Annotated in this window: 15 protein-coding genes; 6 read left to right on the top strand and 9 right to left on the bottom strand. The window is 74.2% G+C overall.

Features of this window, described 5'->3' with window-relative positions; genetic code table 11:
* Window positions 1–82 precede the first annotated feature (82 nt).
* Both MNY60_RS06175 and metH read right to left on the bottom strand, forming a co-directional pair.
* Window positions 83–475, bottom strand: coding sequence for a GFA family protein (locus tag MNY60_RS06175; RefSeq protein ID WP_242338700.1), 393 nt, complete (start codon window positions 473–475; stop codon window positions 83–85).
* A 99-nt stretch (window positions 476–574) separates the two neighbouring features.
* A complete protein-coding gene (gene metH, locus MNY60_RS06170) occupies window positions 575–4027 on the bottom strand; it encodes a methionine synthase (protein WP_242360216.1) in 3453 nt (1150 codons plus the stop codon).
* A 188-nt stretch (window positions 4028–4215) separates the two neighbouring features.
* On the opposite strand from metH, the gene amrS reads away from it, so the two are divergent.
* Complete coding sequence (gene amrS, locus MNY60_RS06165) at window positions 4216–5289, top strand: AmmeMemoRadiSam system radical SAM enzyme (RefSeq protein ID WP_242360215.1); 1074 nt, start codon at window positions 4216–4218, stop codon at window positions 5287–5289.
* Between the two features lie 9 nt (window positions 5290–5298).
* On the opposite strand, the gene MNY60_RS06160 is transcribed toward amrS, so the two are convergent.
* The gene (locus tag MNY60_RS06160; RefSeq protein WP_242360214.1) at window positions 5299–5589 is read right to left on the bottom strand and encodes a hypothetical protein; all 291 of its coding nucleotides are present in this window, start codon (window positions 5587–5589) and stop codon (window positions 5299–5301) included.
* Window positions 5590–5689: 100 nt separating this feature from the next.
* Here MNY60_RS06160 and MNY60_RS06155 point away from each other — a divergent pair, with 100 nt between their 5' ends.
* Complete coding sequence (locus tag MNY60_RS06155; RefSeq protein WP_242360213.1) at window positions 5690–6313, top strand: outer membrane lipoprotein carrier protein LolA; 624 nt, start codon at window positions 5690–5692, stop codon at window positions 6311–6313.
* Window positions 6314–6322: 9 nt separating this feature from the next.
* Entirely contained in the window at window positions 6323–7801 is a 1479-nt protein-coding gene (locus MNY60_RS06150; RefSeq protein WP_242338686.1) for a helicase HerA-like domain-containing protein, read from the top strand.
* 14 nt (window positions 7802–7815) lie between these two features.
* Here the strand turns inward: MNY60_RS06150 and MNY60_RS06145 are convergent, their stop codons facing one another.
* Together MNY60_RS06145 and MNY60_RS06140 are read right to left on the bottom strand one after the other, a co-directional pair.
* Window positions 7816–8568: a glycosyltransferase gene (locus tag MNY60_RS06145; RefSeq protein WP_242360212.1), complete on the bottom strand. Its 753-nt coding sequence runs from the start codon at window positions 8566–8568 to the stop codon at window positions 7816–7818.
* Window positions 8553–9305 carry a bifunctional 2-polyprenyl-6-hydroxyphenol methylase/3-demethylubiquinol 3-O-methyltransferase UbiG gene (locus MNY60_RS06140; protein ID WP_242360211.1) on the bottom strand — a complete coding sequence of 251 codons (753 nt, stop codon included), beginning with the start codon at window positions 9303–9305 and terminating at the stop codon, window positions 8553–8555. Before MNY60_RS06140 ends, MNY60_RS06145 begins: the two co-directional genes overlap by 16 nt.
* Before the next feature lie 92 nt (window positions 9306–9397).
* On the opposite strand from MNY60_RS06140, the gene MNY60_RS06135 reads away from it, so the two are divergent.
* Window positions 9398–11203, top strand: a complete 1806-nt coding sequence (locus MNY60_RS06135; RefSeq protein WP_242360226.1) for a DUF6311 domain-containing protein — start codon at window positions 9398–9400, stop codon at window positions 11201–11203.
* A gap of 4 nt (window positions 11204–11207) precedes the next feature.
* Here MNY60_RS06135 and rimO read toward each other — a convergent pair whose 3' ends face one another.
* From rimO to MNY60_RS06120, 3 genes are all read right to left on the bottom strand, one after another.
* A complete protein-coding gene (rimO, locus tag MNY60_RS06130) occupies window positions 11208–12626 on the bottom strand; it encodes a 30S ribosomal protein S12 methylthiotransferase RimO (protein WP_242338680.1) in 1419 nt (472 codons plus the stop codon).
* 73 nt (window positions 12627–12699) lie between these two features.
* Window positions 12700–13188 carry a YajQ family cyclic di-GMP-binding protein gene (locus MNY60_RS06125; protein ID WP_242338678.1) on the bottom strand — a complete coding sequence of 163 codons (489 nt, stop codon included), beginning with the start codon at window positions 13186–13188 and terminating at the stop codon, window positions 12700–12702.
* Between the two features lie 33 nt (window positions 13189–13221).
* Window positions 13222–14874 (bottom strand): ribonuclease J, encoded by a 1653-nt coding sequence (locus MNY60_RS06120; protein ID WP_242338676.1) that lies wholly within the window; start codon window positions 14872–14874, stop codon window positions 13222–13224.
* A 214-nt stretch (window positions 14875–15088) separates the two neighbouring features.
* On the opposite strand from MNY60_RS06120, the gene MNY60_RS06115 reads away from it, so the two are divergent.
* Window positions 15089–16177, top strand: coding sequence for a hypothetical protein (locus MNY60_RS06115; protein ID WP_242355613.1), 1089 nt, complete (start codon window positions 15089–15091; stop codon window positions 16175–16177).
* A gap of 64 nt (window positions 16178–16241) precedes the next feature.
* Window positions 16242–18587: an ATP-dependent helicase gene (locus MNY60_RS06110; protein WP_242360210.1), complete on the top strand. Its 2346-nt coding sequence runs from the start codon at window positions 16242–16244 to the stop codon at window positions 18585–18587.
* Here MNY60_RS06110 and MNY60_RS23670 read toward each other — a convergent pair.
* Entirely contained in the window at window positions 18584–20338 is a 1755-nt protein-coding gene (locus MNY60_RS23670) for a CotH kinase family protein (RefSeq protein ID WP_277956873.1), read from the bottom strand. The genes MNY60_RS06110 and MNY60_RS23670 overlap by 4 nt on opposite strands.
* Window positions 20339–20395 lie beyond the last annotated feature (57 nt).

Raw genomic sequence — 20395 nt, 5'->3', positions numbered from 1 at the left:
ACCCAGAGTTCCGTCGCGCGAACGATCCGGCCGAATCGCGGAACGCGACGGTCACGTCTCTATCCGGATTCCCTGGTGCGACCTATTCCTCGGAGCGACCCGTGCCGCCACGATCGCGGTCGTACCGTCTCGTGAGCGGAAACGGCGGCAACCAGGACTCGCGACGGACGATCCAGCTCTCGTAGGTCGGCATCAGCTGGTCCGGGGCATCCAGGGATCCCAGGTTCACCTCGACCTCGTCTGCGGTGCGTCCAAAGACGGACGAGCCGCAGCGGAGACAGAAGAACCGACCGGCGTAGTCGCCGGTCTCGCCCTCGATCGTCACCGCATCCTGAGGAAACACCGCAGAAGCGTTGAAGAGGGCCCCGTGATGCTTGCGACAGTCGAGGCAGTGACAGATGCCGACGCGGTACGGGCGTCCCGATGCCACGATGCGGACGTTGCCGCACAGGCAACCGCCGGTGAATCGGTCCATGCTCCGTCTCCTCTCGAGCCGGTCGGGGGGCAGTGACGTGCGCGGCTGCGAAACCTCTCCGCCCGGCTGTTCTGTCCCGATATGTGACCGGCCCGCGGTCTACCCCGCCACCCGCTCCAGCCCGCGCACGAGGAAGTAGATCGCGTCCGGGTGGTGCAGGACGATCGCCGAGGTCGACGCCTCCGGCACCATCTGGTTCGCCTCGGTGAGCGAGACGCCGATGGTCCGGTCGGGCTCGAGCAGCTTCCAGACCTGACGCTGGTCGGCGAGGTCCGGCCAGGACGGATAGCCCGGCGAGTAGCGCTTGCCCTGGCCGTCGGGGAGGCCGAGCTCCTTCCGCACCTGGCGGTGCCAGTACTCGGCCATCGCCTCGGCGGTCTCGACGGCGAGGCCGTGGAGGAAGAGCGCGTGGGTGTAGTCGCCCCGCTCCTGCGCCTCGTGCGCGATCCTGGAGGCCTGGTCACCCACCGTGACGACCTGGAAGGCGCACACGTCGGAGCCGCGCTCCTCGCGGAACCAGTCCGCCATGCAGAGGTTCCGGTCGTCGGGCTGGCGCGGGAGCTTCAGGCGCGCGACCTCGGCCTTTCGGTGCACGGGGTCGAGCACCACGAGGTCGTTCCCCTCGGCGTGGCAGGGGAAGTACCCGTAGACGACCTTCGGCACGAGCCAGCCCTGCGCCTGGGCCTCGCTCTTCAGCTCCTCGAGCTTCGGCCCAAACTCCTCGCGGATGAGCTTCTCGTACTCCTCGCCCTTCGCCTTCACGCCCCACTGCAGCTTGAAGAGCTCCGGCAGGTCCAGCATCGGCCACACGTCGGCGAGCGCGATCTGCCCGGCGGGCACCACGCGCGGCCCCCAGAACGGCGGCGCCGGGACGCGCGGCGCGGCCGCCACGGACGACCCGCGCTTCGTGGGCGCGGGCGGCGGCGCCGGGGAGGCCGGCAGGTCGCGGTTCGCGATGGCCTTCTGCAGCACCCCGTGCTTGAGCGCGTCGCGCTTCGCCGGATCGACGAGCTGCTCCACGATCTCGAGCCCCTCGAAGGCGTCCTTCGCGTAGAAGACGCCGCCCGCGTAGGGCGTTCCGCCCTGCGTGAAGTGGGTCTTGTAGCCGAAGCGCCGGTTGATGGCCGCGCCGCCGATGATGATGGGGAAGGCGAGGTTCCGCCGGGCGAGCTCCTCCACGCAGAACGGCATCTGCTTGGAGGTTGAGACGAGCAGGGCGGAGAGGCCGATGGCGTCGGCGTTGGTGGCGACCGCCTTCTCGATGACGGTCGCGACCGGCACCTGCTTGCCGAGGTCGTGCACCGTGAAGCCGTTGTTCGAGAGGATGGTCTTCACGAGGTTCTTGCCGATGTCGTGGACGTCCCCGTAGACGGTCGCGAGCACGACCGTGCCCTTCGTCGAGCCGGCCTTCTTCTCGAGGAACTGCTCGAGGTGGGCGACCGCCTTCTTCATCACCTCCGCCGACTGGAGCACGAAGGGGAGGATGAGCTCGCCCGCGCCGAACCGGTCGCCGACGTCCTTCATGGCCGGCAGGAGCACCTCGTTCAGCACCGAGACCGCCGAGCGGCGGGTGAGCGCGTCGTCGATGAGGGCCTCGATGCCCTCCGGGCGGCGGTGCAGGATCTGGAGGTGGATCCGCTCCTCCGCGCTCTTCCCGCCCGCGCCGGCGAGCGGGTCCACCGCCGCCTTCTCGGGCGCGCCCTTCGCGCCGAAGTGGGCGATGAGCCGCGCGAGCGCGTCGGGGCGGCGGTCGAAGAGGAGGTCCTCGGCGAGCGCGCGCTCCTCCTCCACGATGGCGGGGTAGGGGCGGATGTCCTTCGGGTTCACGATGGCGAGGTCGAGGCCCGCCTGCACCGCGTGGTAGAGGAAGACCGAGTTCACCACCTCGCGGGCGCCCTTCGCGAGGCCGAACGAGACGTTCGAGACGCCGAGGGTGGTGAGGACGCCCGGGTTCTCCGCCTTGATGCGCCGGATCCCCTCGAGCGTCTCGAGCGCGCTCCGGCGGTACTCCTCGCCGCCGGTGGCGAGCGTGAAGGTGAGCGCGTCGAACACCAGGCTGTCCGGCGGGACCCCGTAGTCCGTCGCGATCGCCACGGTGCGCCGGGCCACCTCCGCCTTGCGCTCGGCGGTCTGGGCCATGCCCTTCTCGTCGATGGTCATCGCGACCACCGCCGCCCCGTAGCGCCGCGCGAGCGGGAGGATCCGCTTCACGCGCTCGCCCGACTTCTCGAGGTTCACCGAGTTCACGATGCAGCGGCCCGGGTACACCTTGAGCGCGCCCTCGACCACGTCCGCCTCGGTCGAGTCGATCATGAGCGGCGCGTCCACCGACTGGGCGAGGAGCTTCGCGAGGGTGCGCATCTGCGCGCCCTCGTCGTCGCGCTCGTTGAGCGCCACGCAGACGTCGAGCACGTGGGCTCCGGCGTCGACCTGGCCGCGCGCGATCTGCACGAGCCCGGCGTAGTCGTCGGCGAGGAGCAGCTCCTTCACCTTCTTCGAGCCCTGGCTGTTGAGCCGCTCGCCCACGATGAGCGGCCGGGGCTCCATGGCGAGCGGGACCGCCTTCATGGCGCTCGACAGCTCGGCCGCGGCCCGCGGCCGGGACCGGCGCGGCGCGCGCAGGCCACGCACCCGCTCGACGACCTTGCGCATGTGCTCGGGCGTCGTCCCGCAGCAGCCGCCCACGATCTCGACCCCGTACTCGGCGATGAACCCGGCGAGCGCGTCGGCGAGCGCGTCCGGCGAGAGCTTGTAGACCGCGTGCCCGTCCTCGTTCTCGGGCATGCCGGCGTTCGGCAGGACCGAGACGTAGTGGGAAGACCGCTCCGCGAGGTAGCGCACCGAGGCGCGCATCTCGGCGGGCCCGGTCGAGCAGTTGAGGCCGATGGCGTCCACCGGCAGCCGCTCGAGCGTGGCGAGCGCGCTCGCGACGTCGGTGCCGAGCAGCATCCGGCCGTTCGCGTCGATGAGGGTGGGCTGGGCGATGATGAAGACGTCGCGCAGGCACTCCTTGCGGCAGGCGTCGGCGGCGAGCACGGCCGCCCGCAGCTCCAGCATGTCCTGCTGGGTCTCGATGATGATCGCGTCGACGCCTCCCTCCACGAGCCCCTTCGCCTGCTCGAAGAAGATCCGCTCGAGCGCGTCGGAGGTGATGTTCCCGAGCGCCGGGTCCGAGGAGGACGGCAGCATGCCCGTCGGCCCGATGGAGCCGGCCACGAAGCGCGGGTGCTCCGGGCCGTGGAAGCGCTCCGCGGCCCGGCGGGCGAGGATCGCCGCGCGGAAGTTCACCTCGTAGGTCCGGTGCCCGAGGCCGTACTCGTCGAGCTTGAGGCGCGAGGAGCCGAACGTGTTCGTCTCGACGACGTCGCAGCCGACCGCGAAGTAGCGCGCGTGGATGTCCTCCACGAGGTCCGGGCGGGTGAGGGTGAGGAGATCGTTCGCGCCCTCCTTGCCGCCGAACTCCGCGGCGGTGAGCTGGTGGCGCTGGATCTGGGTGCCCATCGCGCCGTCGAACACGAGGGGGCGGCGGTCGATGGCTTCGCGGAAGGTCACGGGGCGGTCCTCGAAAATGGCAGGCCCGCGCGAGCGGCGCGGGCCGTCCTCGACTGATAGCACCGCCATGCGCGTCGATCGAGCGCGCGGACGCCAGGCGCCGGGGTCCGACGGCCCGGCGGACCCGCGGGCGAGGCCCCGCCGGCCCGCCCGCTGCCCCGTCCTGGGCGGGCGACTACGATCCAGCCATGCTCCACGAGGCGCGCCACTGGCAGCCCGCCGCCGACGGGCGGGTGCTCTGCTCGCTCTGCCCGCGCGCCTGTCGCATCGGGGAGGGGCAGGCCGGGTTCTGCTTCATCCGCCAGAACCACGGCGGCCGGCTCCTCACCGCCGGCTACGGCCGCTCGACTGGCTTCGCGGTCGATCCGATCGAGAAGAAGCCGCTCGCGCACTACCTGCCCGGCTCGAGCGTCCTCTCGTTCGGTACCGCGGGCTGCTGCCTCGGGTGCCGCTTCTGCCAGAACTGGGACATCTCCAAGGCCCGCCTCGACGCGAGCGCCGCCGAGGACGCGTGGACGCCGGAGCGGGTGGTGGACCTCGCCGTCGCGCGCGGCGCCCTGGGGATCGCCTTCACCTACAACGATCCCATCATCTGGGCGGAGTACGCCATCGACGTGGCCCGCGAGGCGCACGCGCGCGGGCTCTTCACCGTGTTCGTGACGAGCGGCTACGTGGCCGGCGAGGCCCGGGCCGAGATCTTCCGCCACATGGACGCCACGAACGTGGACCTGAAGGCGTTCACCGAGGACTTCTACGCGCGCATCACCCTCTCGCACCTCGCGCCGGTCCTCGACACGCTCGCCTGGCTCGCGCGGGAGACGGACGTCTGGGTCGAGGTGACGAATCTCCTCATCCCGGGCCTGAACGACGCGCCTGACGAGACGCGGCGGCTGGCCGACTGGGTGGCGGAGCACATGGGCCCGGACGTTCCCGTGCACTTCACGGCGTTCCACCCCGACTACAAGCTGCTCGACCGCCCCCGGACGCCGCCCGCGACGCTCACCCGCGCGCGCTCCATCGCCCGCGCCGCGGGGCTCCGCCACGTCTACACCGGCAACGTCCACGACCCCGAGGGCCAGACCACCTACTGCCCGCGCTGCGGCGCGCGCGTCATCGAGCGCGACTGGCACGCGGTGCGGGCGGTGCGGATGAAGGGCGGCGCCTGCGCCGAGTGCGGCGAGCGGATCGCCGGGCGCTTCGCGGAGGGGGAGGTCGCCCCGACCGCGGGAAGGCGCGTGATGCTGGGGTTGCCGGAGCTCTGAGCGCGCCCGCTACGGCTGCTCGAGCGAGATCCCGCAGGCCGCCTTGGCGTCCGTGGTGTTGATCCACTCGCAGAACTTCGTGCCTTCCGGCGCGTGACAGGTGCCGAGCCAGGCGTCGCACTGCTTCTGCTTCGTGTCGCCCGCGCCGACCGAGGAGAGCCGGTCCTCCGCGCCGCGCTGGCAGGCGTCGCGCGCGCTGCCGCCGCCGGCGCACTCGCACAGGCGGTTCGCGAGCTCCTGGCAGGGCTCGGTGCAGGCGGAGAGCGCGACGAGGGCGAGGGCGGCGAGGAGGGCGCGCATCGAGCCGGGGAGGATCACCTGGGGCGCCCGCGCCGTCAAGGCGTGTGGGTGGCGGCCGTGAATGCCGCCCGCGCGCCGCCCGTCTGCTATCTAGCTCACCATGATCGCCGCCCTCGCCGCCCTGCTCCTCGCCGCCGCCCCGCCCCCCGCGGACGCGGGCGCGCTCGCCAAGAAGGTCCAGACCTTCTACGAGCGCACCCGCGATCTCGAGGCGCGCTTCCAGCAGACCTACACCTACTCCGGCTTCGGCCGGCGCCAGGTCTCCGCCGGAACGCTCCGGGTGAAGAAGCCCGGGATGATGCGCTGGGACTACGAGACGCCCTCCTCGAAGACCGTGGCGGTGAAGGGCTCGCGGCTCGTGCAGTACGAGCCGGAGGAGAACCAGGCCTACGTGGACGAGCACTTCGACGCGACCGCCATGAGCGCGGCGGTCACGTTCCTCCTCGGCAAGGGCGACCTCGCCCGCGAGTTCCACCTCTCGGTGGACGGCGCGGGAGCGCTCCTGCTCCGCCCCAAGGAGGAGGATCCGCGCGTCGATTCGATCGCGCTCACGGTGGGCCCCGACGGCGAGGTGCGCGCCACGCGCGTCGTGGACGGGGCCGGCAACGTGAACGAGATCCGCTTCGAGAAGGTGAAGCGCAACGCCGGGCTCGCCGACTCCGCCTTCGAGCTCAAGCTGCCGAAGGACGTCCGGAGGATCGCGCCGCCGGGGGCGGAGCGGTAAAGAAGGGGGATGGCCCCTCCCGCTCCCATCCTCGTCGCGAAGAGCACCGAGGAGCTCCTGCTCCTCCCGGCGCTCGCGAACCGGCACGGCCTCGTCGCAGGGGCGACCGGCACCGGCAAGACCGTCACCCTGCGCGTCCTCGCCGAGGGCTTCAGCCGCCTCGGCGTGCCGGTGTTCCTCGCCGACGTGAAGGGCGACCTCTCCGGGCTCGCGCGCCCAGGCGGCGACTCGCCGAAGCTCGCCGAGCGCGCCCGCGAGCTGGGCCTCGCCCTCACTCCCGAGGCGAGCCCGGTCGTCTTCCTCGACGTTTACGGGGAGGCCGGCCACCCGCTGCGGACCACCATCTCCGAGATGGGCCCGCTGCTGCTCGCGCGCGTGCTCGGGCTCAACGAGACCCAGGCCGGCGTGCTGCAGATGGCGTTCCGGGTGGCGGACGAGGGGGGGCTCCTCCTCCTCGACGTGAAGGACCTGCGCGCGATGCTGGAGCACCTCACGGAGCGCGCCGCCGAGCTGCGCGCGCGCTACGGGAACGTCTCCTCGGCGAGCGTCGGCGCGATCCAGCGGGCGCTCCTCGCGCTCGAGTCGCAGGGCGCCGACCGGCTCTTCGGCGAGCCGGCCCTCGCGCTCGAGGACCTGCTCCGCACCGACCTCTCGGGCCGGGGGCAGGTGACGGTCCTCCACGCGGAGCGGCTCGTCCGCTCCCCGCAGCTCTACGCGACGCTCCTCCTCTGGCTCCTCTCCGAGCTGTTCGAGCAGCTCCCGGAGGTGGGCGACCCGGAGAAGCCGCGGCTCGTGTTCTTCTTCGACGAGGCGCACCTGCTCTTCGAGGACGCTCCGGACGAGCTACGCGCCAAGATCGAGCAGGTGGTGCGGCTCGTCCGCTCGAAGGGGGTCGGGGTCTACTTCGTCACCCAGAGCCCGCTCGACGTGCCGGACGCGGTGCTGGGCCAGCTCGGCAACCGGGTGCAGCACGCGCTGCGCGCCTTCACGCCGCGCGATCAGAAGGCCGTGCGCGCCGCGGCGGAGACCTTCCGCGCGAACCCCGGCCTCGACGTCGAGGCCGCCATCACCCAGCTCGGCGTGGGCGAGGCGCTCGTGTCCTTCCTCGACGCGCGCGGCACGCCCGCGCCGGTGCAGCGCGCGCTCGTCGTGCCGCCCCGCTCACGGCTCTCGCCGCTCACGCCCGAGGAGCGCGCCCAGGTGATGGCCGCCTCGCCGCTGCGCGGCCGCTACGACGCCCCCGTCGATCGCGAGTCTGCCTACGAGCGGCTGCAGCGGCGCGCGACGGAGCGGGAGGCAGAGGGGGAGCGTCCCGGGCCCGCGGGCGGTGCGCCGCGCGGCCGGCAGGACGCGGGCGCGCTCGGCCAGGCCGGCGACATGCTCGGCAAGATGGCCACGAGCGCCATGCGCGCCGCGGGGACCCAGATCGGCCGCGAGATCATGCGCGGGATCCTGGGCTCCATGTTCGGCGGGGGCCGCCGGCGCTGAGCCGGGGCCTGCGGTCAGCGCCGCCCGAGCCGCAGCCGCACGCCGAGCGCGACGAGCTGCAGGCCGGCGGCGAGCATCGCACCCGGGCGCAGCTTCGAGCCGCCCACGTCGCGCCAGGCGAGGAGCGGCACCTCCTCGAACGCGTCCTCCCCGAGGGGCGCGACGCCGGGGCCGCCGGCGCGGAGGCGCGCGAGGAGCTCCACGTCGAAGATCCAGCGCGTGCGGAACGGCGCCTCGAGCGCGGCCGCGAGCGCGGGCGTCGCGCGGAAGAGCTTCGCGCCGCACTGGGTGTCGTAGACCGCGAGGCCGAGGGCGAGCGAGGCGAGCGTCGCGAACACGCGGCCGAGGTAGTGGCGGAGCGGCTGACGCTCGATGCGCCTGCCGAGGAGCCGCACGCGCGAGCCGAGCACCGCCTCGCGCCGCGAGCCCCGCGCCGTGTCCACGAGCCGGACGAGCTCGTCGACCGGCGTCGAGAGATCGGCGTCGGCGTAGCCCACCACCGCGGCGCCGCCCGCCAGCGCCCGGCGGAGCCCCTCCCGCACCGCCTCGGCCTTGCCGCGGTTCCGGGGGAGGAGCACGACGGAGATCCGCGCGGGCTCCGCGCGGCGGAGCTCGTCGAGCACCGCCACGGTCCCGTCGGTGGAGCCGTCGTCCACGAGCACGAGCGAGAGGCCCTCGCGCGCGCGGGCGAGCCGGAGGAGCTCCTCGCGCTGGAGCCGCACCGCCTCGTTGAAGCAGGGGATGACGAGCGCTACGGCTTCCGGCATAGGGCCCAGTAGCTCAGGCCGGGCAGGTCGAGCCCGAGCCGCGAGAGCAGGAGCGAGAGGGACGCGTCGAGCGCGAGCGCGCCGCGGACGGCGGCCGTCACGGCCGCGGGCGCGTCCCACTCGCCGAGGTCCTTCGGCGGGGGCGCCGAACGGGAGAGGCGCTCGAGCGCGACCTGCGCCGCCCGCGGCGCGACGAGGGCGTGGAAGAGGCCGCCGCCGCGGACCACCTCGAGCCCGGCGCGCGCGAGGACCGCCCGCGCGGCCCGCGGCGCGTAGCGGCGGTGGTGCCGGAGCTTCACGTCGTGGCTCGAGAAGAGGGCGGGCCAGGCCGGCACCGACACGAGCGCGTGCCCGCCGGGCGCGAGCCGCGCCTCGACCACCTCGGCGAGGAACGCGGCGTCGTCCTCCACGTGCTCGAGCACGTCGAGGAGGAGGGCGAGCCCGAACGCGCCCTCCGGCGCGGCGCGGGTGAAGCGCAGGCCTGCCGACGGGGCGAAGGCCTCCGAGGCGAGGTGCGCGTCGGTGTAGTTCGTGTCCCAGCAGGTGACGGACGAGCCCTCGGCGAGCGCCTCGGTGAGCCGGCGGGAGAAGAAGCCGTCGCCCGCGCCCACGTCGAGCACCGCCACGCCCGGCCCGAGCAGGCCCGCGCCGCGCAGGACCCGCAGGAAGAAGGCGACCCGCGCCTCCTCCCAGGGGTGGCGCCGGACGGGGGCGCGCTCGAGCTCCAGGAGATCCATCGTCGGCGGAGACTTTCGCGCGTTCGGGGCCGCGAGGCCAGCCCGTTGACACTCCCATCGCGCGCGCGGATCCTCGCGCCCGCGTGCAACGGATGTCCCCCGGCGCCCCCGACGAGAAGGGATCCGCTCCCGGCGTCCCGGCGGGAAGGGCGGGCGGGCGACTCGCCCCCCTGCGCGCGCGCCTCGCGCCGCACGCCCCCGCGCTCGTCGCGGGGCTCGCGGGCGTCGGCTGGCTCGCCTGGAACGCCGGTGGCCTCGCCCTCGCCGCGCCGGGGAACGTCCGCTGGCTCCTGGGCAGCGACTTCGGGGCGAGCTACGTCGGGTGGCTCTTCTTCCGCTCGGCGCCGTTCGAGCTGCCCCTCGGCGCGAACCCGCTCTATCCCTTCGGCGTCGGCTCGACGCTCGGCTTCACCGACTCGCTCCCGCTCGTCGCGGTGGTCCTCCGCCCGCTCGCGGCGCTCCTCCCGCAGGACTTCCAGTACGTGGGGAGCTGGCTCGTCGTCGCCTTCGCGCTGCAGGGGTTCGTGGGCGCGAAGCTCGCGCGGCTCGCGACGCCGGACCGCGTCGCCCAGGCGCTCGGCGGGGCGCTGTTCGTGCTCGCGCCGCCGCTCCTCCACCGGCTCGTGGGCCCGAGGACGGGGCACGCGAGCCTCTGCGCGCAGTGGATCCTGCTCCTCGCCCTGTGGCTCGCGCTGGCGCCCGCGCGCGAGGACGCGCCCCGGCTCCGCGCGAGGGTCGCCGCGGCGCTCCTCCTCGTCCTCGCCGCGGCGGGGGTGCACCCGTACTTCGTGGTGATGGCGTCCGCCCTCGCCGCGGCCCTCCTCGCGCGGATCGTCCTCGTCGAGCGGCGCGGGGGCGCCTCGCTCCTCGCGGGCGGCCTCGCCGCGATCGCGCTCGCGGCGGGCGCGGGGCTCGCGCTCTTCGGCTTCCTCGTGAGCGGGGTGCGGGCGCGCGCGAACGGCTTCGGCTACTTCTCGGCCGACCTCGCGACCCTCGTGAACCCCATGGGCTGGTCGCGTGTGTGGGCGGGGCTCCCGGTCCACGCCGGCCAGTACGAGGGGTTCGGCTACCTCGGCGCGGGCGTCCTGCTCCTCCTCGTCCTCGGCGCCGTCCTCGCCGCCGCGCGGCGCCGTCCCCCCGCCGCCGTCGCGCTCGCCCGTGTGGCGCCGATCGTGGTGATCGCGCTCGTGCTCGGCTTCTTCGCGCTCTCCGGCACCGTGCGGGCGGCGGGAGAGGTCGTCGGGCGGCTCCGCTTCTACGAGGCGGTGCCCGCGCTCTCCGGCACCTTCCGCTCGTCGGGCCGCTTCGTCTGGCCCCTCCACTACCTGCTCCTCCTCGGCGGGATCGGCCTCGCCGCGGTGGCGCTCGGCGAGCGGCCGCGCGCGCTCCGGGGCGTGCTCGCGCTCGCGGTGGTGGCGCAGGTGCTCGACGTGAGGCCGCCCGCGCCGCTCCGGCTCGCCCCTTCGTTCCCGCCTCCCGCGCCGGAGTGGGCGCTCGCGGAGGGTGCGTACCGCCACGTCTCGATGTTCCCGCCCTACCTCCTCGCCGGCGGGGACCCCGTCGCGCCCGAGCCGGAGCTCTGCGGTCCGCACCTGCACCCGCCGGACAGCTACCTGCCGCTCGCGGAGGCGGCGTATCGCCTGGGCGCCACCTTCGACGCCGCGTACGCCGCCCGCCTCGATCCCGGGCGAGCGATCACCGCATGCCGGGCGACCCGCCGCGCCGTCGAGGCCGGCACGCTCGATCCCGCGACGATCTACGTCGTGCACCCGAGCGCCATCGCTCGCTTCCTCGCGGCGGGCGCGGACTGCGGCGCCGTCGGCGACGATCGGGTGTGCGTCGCTCGGGGGCGGCGGGATCCCTTCGCCGAGGCGCTGCGGGCGCACCCGCTGCGCTGAGAGCTCAGCCGACGACGGGGAGGCCACCGCGGCGGCGCGGGCCTGCGTCGCGGGGTTCCGCCTGGGGAAGCGGGCGTCGCGCCCGCTCCGGATCGCGCGCCACCACGCGGCCGACGAGGTCGTACTCGGAGGCGTCGGTGATCTCGACGGTGGCGAGCTCGCCGGGGTAGGCGACCCCGTCGTTGATGTAGGTGATGCCGTCGATCTCCGGCGCCTGCTGCGCGTGGCGGCCGGCGAGGAGGTGCTCGGTCTCCTCCGAGCGCCCCTCCACGAGCACCTCGAGCTGCCGGCCGATCATCGCCTGCTGGTGGTCGCGGGAGATCTCCTGCTGGAGCGCCATGATGCGATCGCGGCGGGCGCGCTTCACCGCCTCCGGGAGCTGCCCGTCCATCTCCGCCGCGGGCGTGCCGTCCTCGGGCGAGAACTCGAACACCCCGAGCCGCTCGAAGCGCTGCTCCTCCACGAAGCGCACGAGATCCTCGAAGTCCTCCTCCGTCTCGCCGGGGAGCCCGACGATGAGCGAGGTCCGCAGCGCGATGCCGGGCACGCGCGCCCGAAGGCGAGCGAGGAGCTCGCGCAGGAACACCGAGTCGCGGCCGCGCTTCATCGAGCGGAGCAGCCGGTCGGAGGAGTGCTGCAGCGGCATGTCGAGGTACTTCACGATCTTCGGCTCGCGCGCGATCACGTCGACGAGCGCGTCCGGCACGTCGCGCGGGTACGCGTAGTGGAGCCGCAGCCAGCGGATGCCGTCCACCTTACACAGCTCCGGCAGGAGGTGGTGCAGGCGGACCTTGCCCGGCAGGTCGTAGCCGTAGGCGGTGAGGTCCTGCGCCACGAGCGAGAGCTCGACGGTGCCCTGCGCCGCGAGCGCGGCCGCCTCGGCCACGACGTCGTCCACCGGCCGCGAGCGCTGCGCGCCGCGGAGCTTCGGGATGATGCAGAACGCGCAGGCGTTGTCGCAGCCCTCGGAGATCTTGAGGTAGGCCGTGTGCGAGGGGAGCGAGTTCACCCGCGGCGTCGAGGCGGAGTGGACGAAGTCCGGGTCGGGCACGACGAGCCGCTTCGCCTGCGCGTCCGAGACGACGCGGGCGATGTCGGCGTAGGCGCCGGTGCCGAGGAAGTGGTCCACCTCCGGCAGCTCGGCCGACAGCTCCTCGGCGTGACGCTGCACGAGGCAGCCGGTCACGACGAGCTTCTTGCAGCGCCCCTCCTGCTTCATGCCCGCGAGCTCGACGATGGCGTCGACCGACTCCTCCTTGGCGCTCTCGATGAACCCGCAGGTGTTCACCACGATGACGTCCGCCTGGGCGGGGTCGCGCTCGAGGCGGTAGCCGGCGCCCGTCAGGGTGCCGAGCATGACCTCGCTGTCCACCCGGTTCTTCGGGCAGCCGAGCGTGTGGAGGTAGACGCGGGTGGTGGTCATCGGGGCGCCCGATCTAACAGACGGGGTGGGCGCGGACAATCCGCGGTGAGCGGGCGGGCGGGGGGTAGGTCTCTCACTCCCTGAAGTTCTGGAACTGCAGCGGGACGCCGAGCGCTGCGCCGCGGATGGCCTGCATCGCCGCCTGCAGGTCGTCCTTCTTCTTCCCGGTGATCCGCACCGCCTCCCCCTGGATCGCCGCCTGCACCTTGAGCCCGCTCTCCTTCACGAGCGCCACGATCTTCTTCGCGTCCTCCTGCTTGAGCCCGCGCTTCAGCTTCACGAGCTGTCGCACCGAGCCGCCGGAGGCGGGCTCGACCTTCTGCGGGTCGAGGCCCTCGAGCGGGACGCCTCGCTTCGCGAGCTTCTCCATGAGCACCTGCAGGGCCGCCTCGGCGCGCCCCTCGGAGGCCGCCTTCACGACGACGTGCAGGTCCTTGTCGCGCTCGAGGTCCGTGTTCGTGCCCTTGAAGTCGAAGCGCTGGAGGATCTCCTTCCGCGCCTGGTTGAAGGCGTTCTCCACCTCCATGAGGTTCAGCTCGGAGACCACGTCGAAGCTCGGCATAGACCGCTGTTCCTCCCCGCGCGTCGCCGCGCCTTAGAGCTCCAGCACCACCGGCAGCACCGTGGGCCGCTTCCCCGTAGCCCGCTTCAGCGAGCGGCGGACCGCGACCCGGAGCGTCTCCTGCACCTCCTCGACGGAGAGGCGGGCCTGCGGCGTGAGCTCGTCGAGCGCGCGCAGCGCCTCCGCCCGGAGCTCGTCCTCCGCCCCCTCGAACCCGGCGACGCCGCGGGCGAAGAGCTCGGGCCCGCGTATCACCGCGCCGGTCGCCTTGTCCACGACGAGCACCGCGATGCAGAGCCCCGCCTCCGCGAGCAGGCGCCTGTCCTTCACCACCATCGCGCCGATGTCCTGCCCGAGCAGCGCGTCGCGGTCGGTGTAGACGCGCCCCACCGGGACCGGCTCCGCGAGCACGCTCACCCCGCCGTCGCCGAGCTCGAGCACCTGCCCGTCGAGGAGCAGGTGGCGCCCGCGCACGCCCTCGGAGGCGGCGTGGGCGGCGTGGCGGGCGAGGTGGCGGTACTCACCGTGAATGGGCACGAAGTGCTCGGGGCGGGCGAGCGCGATGAGGCGCCGCTGCTCGGCCTCCTGCGCGTGCCCGGAGACGTGGAGCGGCCGCAGCCCCTCGTAGGCCACCTGGGCGCCGCGGCGGCAGAGCGCGTTCACGACCTCGCCCACCGCGACCTCGTTGCCGGGGATGAAGCGCGAGGAGAGGATGACGAGGTCGCCCGGCGCGAGGTCGAGGTCGGGGTGCTCGCCGCGCGCGAGCCGTGAGAGGGCGCTCCGCGGCTCACCCTGGGTGCCGGTGGTGAGGACGCACAGCTCCTTCGGCGGCAGCTCGCGCGCCTCGGGGAAGCCGACCGGCATCCAGGCGGGCAGATCGAGGTACCCGAGCGACTGGGCGAGCCGGACGTTCGACTCCATCGAGCGGCCGAGGAGCGCCAGGCGGCGTCCGAAGGCGCGGGCGGCGTTCGCGACCTGCTGGATGCGGTGGATGTTGGAGGCGAAGCAGGCGACGAAGACGCGCCCGGGAGCGCGCTCGAAGGCCTCCTCGAGCGCGGCGCCGACCTCCGCCTCGGAGAGCGAGGAGCCGGGGCGCTCCGAGTTCGTCGAGTCGGAGAGGAGGAGCCGCACCCCGCGCGCGCCGAGCGCCTCGACGCGGGCGAGGTCGAAGCCGGGCCCGGCGATGGGCCGCGGGTCGATCTTGAAGTCGCCGGAGTGGACGATCGTCCCCTGCGGCGTGGAGAAGGCGAGGCCGCACGCGTCGGGGATGGAGTGGGTGACGGCGTAGAACTCGGCCGCGAGCGGCGACGCCTCCCCCGCCGGCCGCAGGTCGCCGGGCGCGACCTCGCGCAGGTCCGCTGCGACGCCCGCCTCGTCGAGCCGCGGGCGCAGGAGCGCGAGCGTGAAGCGCGTCCCGTACACCGGCGCCTTCACGTCCCGGAGCAGGAAGGGTAGCGCGCCGATGTGGTCCTCGTGCCCGTGCGTCAGGTAGATGGCGCCCACCTGCTCGCGCCGCTCGCGCAGCCAGCCGAGGTCGGGGGCGATGAGGTCGACGCCGATCGGCTCGTTCGGGAAGAGGATGCCGCAGTCGACCACGGCGATCCGGCCGTCGGCCTCGATCGCCATGCAGTTCATGCCGATCTCGCCGAGGCCTCCGAGCGGGACGATGCGGACGGGAGGCGCCACGCGGGGAATCTACTCCTCGCGCCGGCGTGGAGGGGCGGGAACCCGGCTCCCTGGCTCCGGGCTCCCCACCCGCTCCGCCCGACGCGTTCGGCGCCGGGCGGGAAGCGCGAGGCCGCGGACCGGCTGCGGACCTGTCCGCGGCGCGCTCCCCGGGGTGAGAGACCCGCGAGCCGCGGATCGTGACGCGACGGCCCCGTGGTAGCCTCGGCCGCCCATGCGAAGCCTCGCCCGCGCGGCCGTCGTGCTGGTGTTCTCCCTCGCTCTCACCGCCGGTGCGGCGCGCGCGAAGGACCGGCCCGCGCCCCGCAGGACGGGGGCCCCCGCGCGCGAGGCTCCCCGGGCGAGCGGGCAGTCCGCGCCCGAGCCTGCGCCCGCTCCCGGGGCGAGCGGCTCCGACGTCGTCCGCCTGCGCTTCGCCTGGCCGGCCGCGGCCGAGGTGCAGGCGACGCAGCGGAGGACGCGGCACCGCACCGGCCTGCCGCCCAGCACGACGATCACGCGGTTCACCCAGCGCCTCGAGCAGGCCGGCGGCGCGCTCCGCATCTCCACCCGAGGCACCTCGTGGGAGGGCGACGCCCCGTACCCGGGCCCGCCGGCGGCGGTGGACGGGATCCTGCGGGCGGCGGAGTCCGTGGTGCAGGTGGTGTCGCCGGAGGGCGAGTTCGTCGCCCTGGAGGGCGTGGAGGCGCTGCGGCCCGGGATGGCGCGCATGCTCGAGGGGTCGGTCCCCGACGATCAGCGGGAGCGCGCGCTCGCCTTCGCCGAGGCGGCCACGCAGGCGCAGGCGCGCGAGATGTGGAACCTCGCGGTCGGGTTCTGGATCGGCGCGGACCTCGAGCTCGGCGAGCGCTACGGCATGAGGACCGAGGCGGAGGTGCCGCTCCTCGGCACGAGAGCGGACTTCGAGCAGGAGTTCTCCGTGCGGCGCAGGGTGCCGTGCTCGGCGCGCGATCACGAGGAGCGCTGCGTCGAGATCACGCTGCGCGCGGCGCCGGATCCGGCCGCGCTCCCGGGCCTCGCGCGGGCGGTGGTCGCGAAGCTGGCGGGGCCCGAGGCGAGGCTCCCCGAGGACGCGCTCCGCGAGCTCGTCGTGGAGAACGAGCTCGTGCTCGTCACCGAGCCGGCGACGCTGCTCCCCCACCGCTTCGTGTGGACGCGCTCGGTGCGGGCGACGGTCGCGGAGGGCGGCGGCGAGCCGCGGGTGCTCGAGCAGGTGGAGCGGAGCGAGTCCGACTACCAGTACGGCGCGCCCGCGCGGAAGAAGCCCGCGCGCAAGGCGAAGCGCACCGCCGCCCGGGGCTGAGCTCTCGCCTCGGGGCCCTCGCCCCGCGCGGCCCGGGCCCGCTTCGATTATCCTTCCCGACCCCATGTCGACGTCCGACCCGCTCCTCGAGGGCCTGAACGACGCCCAGCGCGAGGCCGTGCTCCACGGCGAGGGCCCCCTCCTCGTCCTCGCCGGCGCCGGCAGCGGCAAGACGCGCGTCATCGTCCACCGCATCGCCCGGCTCGTGCGCGACGAGCGGGTGATGCCCTGGCACATCCTCGCCATGACCTTCACGAACAAGGCGGCGGGCGAGATGCGAGAGCGGCTCGAGCGGCTGCTCGGCGTCCAGGCGAACGAGCTCTGGGTGCAGACGTTCCACGCCTTCGGGGCACGCTTCCTCCGGCGCGAGGCGGCGCGCGCCGGCCTGCCGCCCTCCTTCGCCATCTACGACGACGACGACCAGATACGGCTCGTGAAGCGCATCTTCCAGGAGCTGCGCGTCGAGGACGGCGAGCCGCTCACCGCGCGGCAGGCGCTCTCGCGCATCGACCGCTGGAAGAACGCGGCGCTGCGCCCGGACGAGGTCGTCATCGGCGAGTACGACGTGGAGGGGCAGCTCGCGCGGGAGGTCTACGGCCGCTTCGAGGCCGCCCTCGCGCGCGCCGGCGCGGTGGACTTCGGCGACCTCCTGCTGCGCCCGGTGCGGCTCCTCGAGGAGGACCCGGCCGTGCGCCGCACCTGGTCGGGCCGCTTCCGCCACCTGCTCGTGGACGAGTTCCAGGACACGAACGCCGCGCAGTACCGGCTCCTCAAGCTCCTCACGAACGAGAAGCGGAACGTCTGCGTGGTGGGGGACGACGACCAGGCCATCTACCGCTGGCGCGGCGCCGACGTGACGAACATCCTCGAGTTCGACCAGGGCTTCCCCGGCGCCCGCGTCGTGAAGCTCGAGCAGAACTACCGCTCCACGCGCACGGTCCTCGACGCGGCGCACGCCGTCATCTCGAAGGCGCGGCGCCGGCGCGAGAAGCGGCTCTGGACCGAGAGCGGCGCGGGCGAGCCGCTCGCCCTCGTCGTCGGCCAGGACGAGCACGACGAGGCGGAGCGCATCGCGCGCGCGGTGCAGACGGAGCGCGCGCGCGGCACCGCCGGCGACGAGATCGCCGTGCTCTACCGCACGAACGCGCAGTCGCGGCCGCTCGAGGCGGCGCTGCGCGCGGCGCGCGTGCCGTACGTGATCGTCCGCGGCACGAGCTTCTACGAGCGGGCCGAGGTGCGCGACGCGGCCGCCTACCTGCGCCTCTCCCTCTCGCCCCGGAGCGACCTCGACCTCGAGCGGGTGGTGAACCGGCCGCCGCGCGGCATCGGCGAGAAGACCGTCGAGCGGCTCCGCGCGCACGCCCAGGCGCGGGGGATCTCGCTCTTCGACGCCATCGCCGACCGCGACGCGGTCGAGGACCTGAAGCCCGCCGCGCGGCGCGCCCTCGCCGAGTTCCACGCGCTCGTGGCGGGCCTCGCCGCCGACGTCCCCGCCCTCGACGCGGGGATCGCCGTGCAGGAGGCGCTGAAGCGCTCGGGGCTCCTCGCGCGGCTCGAGGAGGAGCACACCGACGAGGCGGTCGAGCGCGCGGAGAACCTCGTCGAGCTCGTCGCCGCGGCGCGCGAGTTCGACGAGTCGCTCCTCGGCGAGCCGCCGCCGCGCGATCCGGACGACGTCCGGCCGCCGCCGCTCGCGCGCTTCCTCGAGCAGATCGCGCTCCTCGGCGAGGCCGACGCCGAGACGCCGGAGGGGCGCGTCTCGATCATGACGCTGCACGCCGCGAAGGGCCTCGAGTTCGAGGCCGTGTTCCTCGCCGGCCTCGAGGACGGGACCTTGCCCTACGAGCGGCCCTGGTCCGACGCGGGCCCCGCCGAGCGCGAGGCCGCCGAGGACGAGGAGCGGCGGCTCTGCTACGTGGGCATGACGCGGGCGAAGAAGCGGCTCACCCTCTCGCTCGCGCGCCGCCGCATCGGCTACGGCGAGGGCGGCCCCTCGTACCGCTCGATGGAGCCCTCGCGCTTCCTCGCGGACCTGCCGCCGGAGCTGTTCGGGCTCGCCCACCGGGTCGCGCCGTCCGCCGCGCCCGCCGCGCGCGGCCCCGTCATCCGCCGCCCGCCGGGCTCGCTCCCCGGGGAGCCGCACATCGAGCTCGAGGACGACGGCCCGCGCGAGACCCCGGCGCCGCGCCGGACGGCGCCCCAGCGCCAGGGGCCGATGGTGGACTACTCCTTCGACCAGCGGGCGGAGGCGAGCGGCACGCTCCCGCGCGGCACGCGCGTCCTCCACGCCTCGCTCGGCGAGGGGACCGTGCTCGCCTGCGAGGGCGCGGGCGCCGGCGCGAAGGTGACCGTCGTCTTCGACGAGGTCGGCGAGAAGCGCGTCCTCGCCCGCTTCCTGTCGGCCGTCTAGTTCGGCGCTCCGGGGGTGCGCGGCACGTTGCCGAACGTCTCAGCGCCGTCGCTCGTCCGGCCGTAGGCGCTGCCGCTCGCGCGCGGGCCGAAGTAGACGAGGTCGTACGGAGCGTGGATGGTGCCCGCCGGGAACACGCCGAGCTCGCCGCCCGAGGTGGAGAGGACGAACGGCAGGTGCGGAGGCCCCGCGGTGGGATCCGGCGGCAGCGCCGGATCGGGAGGCGGCGGGGGCCAGGGCGTCCCGTCCGCGACGAGCACGAGGTGGCCGTGGCCGGGCAGGACCGTGCCCGCGGGCAGCGCGTACTTGGCGGGGACGCGCAGGTCGTCCGTCACCTGCGCGCCCGAGAGGTCGAGGTCTGCGTCGCCGCGGTTGTAGAGCTCGACGTAGCCCGGCCCGGTGGCACCCGGGAGCCCGAGCTCGTTCACGACGAGCGGCCCCGAGCCGTGCGCGCGGAGCGCGGGCAGGCGGGAGAGGAGCACGCTGCGGCGGTCGCGGACGAACGCCAGGAGGCGGGCCGGCTCCGTCGCGGCGCGCGCCGCGTCCACGAACGGATCGCCCAGGATCTCGGGGCCGACCGCCGCCCAGAGCGCGTCGAGGTAGGGGCCGACCCGCTCCGGCGTGAAGACGCCCTGGAGGGCGGACTCGAGCCTCGCGAGCAGGCGCGCGCGCAGGGCGGGGTGATCCCAGACGCGCGTCGCGAGCACGCTCCAGGTCGGCTTCTGGCCCGCGCGCTCGTTCACGCGCACGTCGTAGATCCGCTTCACGGCGTCGTCGTAGATCGAGAAGATCTGCGCCTCGCGCCAGACGCCGCCGAGCGGCGCGCCGGCGGAGAGGTCGCGCGACCAGTAGGGCTGCGCGTTGTTGAGGTCCCACGGCACGTAGGTCCAGACGTCGCGGTGCAGCTCGTGCACCCAGTACGCGCGGGCGTCCTCGAGGACGGTGTTCGCGATGAGCTCGTCCGCGGCGAGGTTCCCGAGGTAGGCGTCGAGGTCCATGACCTCGCCGAGCCGCCGCTCGAGGTCCGCGTCGTCGGTCCGGCTGACCACCTCGAGGAAGCGATCCAGGTCGTCCCACGGGAGCGCCTCGTTGCGGGTCTTCGTGAAGTCCTGCTGGTAGGAGGCCTCGAAGCGCGGCTGCTGCTTCAGCTCGCAGTTGCGCCCCCCGCAGCGGTAGATGGAGGCGTCCGGCTCCTGGCCGTGGTGGACGAGGTACTCGCCTCCCACGCGCTCCATGTCGAGGAACACCCCGCGGTACTCGCCGTTCACGGTGAGCTTCACGAAGCGCGCGTACGGGACGGGGAGGCCGAGGACCCGGTAGAGATCCACCGCGAACCGCTCGACGAGCTTCGCCGCGTCGTCGTACTCCGCGAGCAGCGCGAACCGGTCCCGCCCCTCGAGCGCGTAGCCGGGGTCGAGGTCGATGCGCCAGCTCTTCTGCGGCCGCGTGCGCGAGGAGGCGCCGCGGTAGCGCACGAGCCCCTTCGCCTCCCGGCCGTCGAGCTTCACCGTCGCCGGATACATGACGTCCCAGTACGGGTTCGCGTCGAGCGCGGCGAGGTCGCTCGCCGCGAGCGTGACGTCGAGGCGGCGGAGGCGGACCTCGGGGGAGGGGAGCTCGCCCGGCGCGGCCGCGGGCCAGGACGGACCGGGCGGGGGGAGCTGCTGGTAGGGAGGCGGCTCGACCTGGGGCGGCGTGGTGGCGGGCGGCTCGCCTGCGCCGGTGCAGGCGAGCGCGAGGAGGAACGCCATGGGCAGCGGGGCTCGCCTGTTCACCCGTGGAAGGTGCGATCCAGGTGCGCGGATCCA

The sequence above is a fragment of the Anaeromyxobacter sp. SG17 genome (assembly GCF_022690695.1).
In the GTDB taxonomy this organism is placed as follows: Bacteria; Myxococcota; Myxococcia; order Myxococcales; family Anaeromyxobacteraceae; genus Anaeromyxobacter; species Anaeromyxobacter soli.
The sequence above is the reverse complement of the archived record's forward strand: the minus strand, read 5'-3'. Positions and strand labels throughout refer to the sequence as shown.